At 59.7% G+C, this 3,040-nt stretch carries 3 protein-coding genes; 1 reads left to right on the plus strand and 2 read right to left on the minus strand.

Features of this window, described 5'->3' with window-relative positions; all coding sequences use genetic code 11:
• Positions 1 to 133 precede the first annotated feature (133 nt).
• Together IQ26_RS38700 and IQ26_RS38705 are read right to left on the minus strand one after the other, a co-directional pair.
• Complete coding sequence (locus IQ26_RS38700) at positions 134 to 982, minus strand: IS3 family transposase (RefSeq protein WP_145723555.1); 849 nt, start codon at positions 980 to 982, stop codon at positions 134 to 136.
• On the minus strand, positions 931 to 1,281 hold the full coding sequence (locus IQ26_RS38705) for a transposase (protein ID WP_145723556.1): 351 nt from the start codon (positions 1,279 to 1,281) through the stop codon (positions 931 to 933). The genes IQ26_RS38700 and IQ26_RS38705 overlap by 52 nt, the downstream gene beginning before the upstream one ends.
• A 170-nt stretch (positions 1,282 to 1,451) precedes the next feature.
• Here IQ26_RS38705 and IQ26_RS38710 point away from each other — a divergent pair, with 170 nt between their 5' ends.
• Positions 1,452 to 3,008, plus strand: a complete 1,557-nt coding sequence (locus tag IQ26_RS38710) for an ISL3 family transposase (RefSeq protein ID WP_145723557.1) — start codon at positions 1,452 to 1,454, stop codon at positions 3,006 to 3,008.
• The last annotated feature ends 32 nt before the right edge of the window (positions 3,009 to 3,040 follow it).

Raw genomic sequence — 3,040 nt, forward strand, 5'->3', positions numbered from 1 at the left:
AAAGGGTTTGCCCGCCAGGACAGGTGAAGACATCCCTGTCGGGATCGTAGCGGAACTCCTCCTTGGAGAAGAATGTGATTTTTCATGGAATAGGGACCCTGTTTTGGAGTGCGCCCCTGAGGGTGGACACTGATCAGGCTGCTGTTTTGCCAGTCTGCCGGATGTGTTGATCCTCGAACTGCTGCGGGCTCAGATAGCCGAGCGCCGAATGGAGCCTGCGGTTGTTGTAGACGTCCTCGATGAAGCGGGGAAGGTGTTCAGTGACGTCGTCGAAGGTTTCGAAAGCCATCGGGTAGACGGCTTCGACCTTTAGCGTCTTCATGAAGCTCTCGGCCTTGGCGTTGTCATAGGGATTGCCTCTGCGGCCCATCGAGCCGATCAGACCTTGATCGGCAAGAAGCTGCCGGTAGATCTCGGCTGCATATTGCGAGCCGCGATCGGAATGGTGAATGCAGCCTGACGGTGGTCTTCTCCGATTGATGGCGGCCCTCAAGGCGGCGACCGTCAGGCGCGCATCGATAGAGCGGCCGATGGCGTAGCCGACGATCAAGCGCGACCAGGCATCGAGGAGGACGGCGACATAGACGAAGCGGGTCGGCAGCGCGACATAGGTGATGTCGGAAACCCAGAGCTGGTTCGGCCCCGTAGGAGCGATATCCTTCGCCAGATTGGGGAAGATTGGGCCGTCATGATCGCTGTCGGTGGTGACAATGAAGCGCCGCCTCATCTTCGGTTGTAGACCGTGCTCACGCATCAGGCGCCGGATCTTCTTGTGGTTCACGACGAGGCCTTGCTGACGCAGGGCCGCGCCAACGCGGCGATAACCGTAGAACTCGAACTCGTCGCAGATCGCGAATATTGCCTCGACAATCGCGGTGTCGTCGGTCCGCTTTTCCGGACGGTCGTAGTAGGTCGAACGCGCGATCCCCATCAGTCGGCATCCTTCAGCGATGGAGATGCCGCGGGGCCGGTGACGACGGATGTAGTCCCTCTTCTCGGCGGCGGTGCGCTTTTCAGAGCCCCCTTTAGAAACTCCAGTTCCAGAGCCTGCTTGCCGACGAGCCGCTCAAGGGCCGCGATCCGAGCCTCGTATTCCTGGATAAGATCGGCGGCCTGCGCATCGTCATCGAAGGCGCCTTCCTCATATTTGCGCACCCAGACACGGATCAGGTTTCGGGTGACGTCGTGCCGTTTCGCCAAACCGTGAAGCGTCTCGCCTGACAGATATTCCTGCGCGACCTGCCGCTTAAACTCGATGCTGTGAGTGCGATATCTTGCCATGGGTTCCCTTTTTCGAAAACCCGACAAGCCTGGTCAATTCCTCAAGCCGATCTGTCCACCCTTAGGGGCGCACTCCATTTGAGGGGTCGTTTTCATCCAAAAAGGGGTCAGACTCAATCTTGCTGCATGTGAAGGATGATGTCGCCTGATTTTGAGAGGGAATCAGCGCGATGGAACGGAGATTTGGGTCGACGAGACTGGCGCCGGCAGGGTTCGTCGTTGAACATGCCGAGATCGACACAGATTGCGTATTTCTGGACGTTCGAGCCGCGGCTGTTTCGGCAACGTGCCCTTGCTGTGGGACCACTTCACGCCGAACCCAGAGCCGATATCTGCGGCAAGCCGCCGATCTGCCGATCGCCGGACGGCGTGTTGTCCTGCAGGTGACGGTTCGTCGTTTCTGGTGTGATGCCGTTCTTTGCCGACGCCGTATTTTTGCCGAGCGGTTTGGCGCCGATGTTTTGGCCCCGTTGTCGCGAAGGACCGGGCGCCTCGAAACCATCGTTCATCATTTGGGGCTGGCGCTGGGCGGCAGGCCGGCTGCGGCCATTGCCGAACGCCTCATGATGCCGGTGAGCAACGATACCCTGCTGCGTGTCGTGCGCCGGCGGACGGAACAGCCGCGCGATAAGCTTTCCATCATCGGCATTGACGACTTCGCATTCCGGCGTGGCCAGCGATACGGAACGATTGTCTGCGATCTCGAGCGGCGCAGGCCAGTGACATTGATGCCCGATCGCGAACAGGCGACATCACAGGCGTGGCTGGCGAACCATCCTACCATCGTGACTGTCGCCCGCGATCGGGGTGGCGGCTATGGTGAGGCGATAACGAAAGCATTGCCTCACGCCGATCAGGTGGCCGACCGCTGGCACCTCATGGAGAACGCCAGCCGCGCTTTCCTCGATGCGGTCAGCAAATCCATGCGGCAGATCCGAAAGACAGTCGGCAGCACCATCATCGATCCAAAGCTTCTCACCTACGCCGAACGGCTGCAATATGAAGGCTATCTGCGCCGCCAGGAGACAAACGAGGCCATTCTGGAATTGTCAAAGCAAGGTGTGCCGATCAAGCAGATCGTCAAGCGTACCGGGCATAGTCGCAAGCTCGTCCGCAGCGTTCTGCGCGGTCAGCGTTCGGATATGTTCCGCGTCCGGCAAAGTTCGCTCGAGGAATGGCTTCCCTGGCTTGACGGCCGCTGGGAGCAAGACGCGCGGAATGCATCGGCGCTTTGGCGTGAAATGCGCGGGAAAGGCTTTCGCGGCCAGATCGGTGTTGTCTCTGAATGGGCGCGGCGGCGACGTCTGGCCGAAAAGGCCGATCAAAGCGCACTTGCCCGCACGCCGTCGGCACGAAGTATTGCCAGGCTCATGACGCTGGCGCGTGACGATCTTTCCAAGTCGGACGCGGTGATGATTGCGGCGATCGAGAACAATGTCCCCGAGCTGACCATCGCACGATCGCTGATCGCCGACTTTCAGGAGATGATCCGATCAAAGGCGGTCGCCAAATTGGACGGTTGGCTCGAGCACGCTAAGGCAAGTCTCGTCGGCTCCTTCGCGAACGGCGTCGAGAAAGACATCGCAGCGGTTCGCAATGCCATCATATCTCCATGGTCGAACGGCCAAACTGAAGGCCAGATCACCAAGCTCAAACTCATCAAGCGGCAGATGTACGGCCGCGCCAAGATTGATCTGCTCCAGGCGCGTCTCATCGGTGCAACTTAGGCCGTGGTCGCAGCGAGAATGCGTCAGAGCCC

Source organism: Mesorhizobium tianshanense (genome assembly GCF_007830515.1).
Lineage (GTDB): Bacteria > Pseudomonadota > Alphaproteobacteria > Rhizobiales > Rhizobiaceae > Mesorhizobium > Mesorhizobium tianshanense.

Coding starts and splice junctions, on each gene's coding strand:
- IQ26_RS38710 (WP_145723557.1), top strand. CDS start 1,452: ATGGAACGGAGATTTGGGTCGACGAGACTGGCGCCGGCAGGGTTCGTC.
- IQ26_RS38705 (WP_145723556.1), bottom strand. CDS start 1,281: ATGGCAAGATATCGCACTCACAGCATCGAGTTTAAGCGGCAGGTCGCG.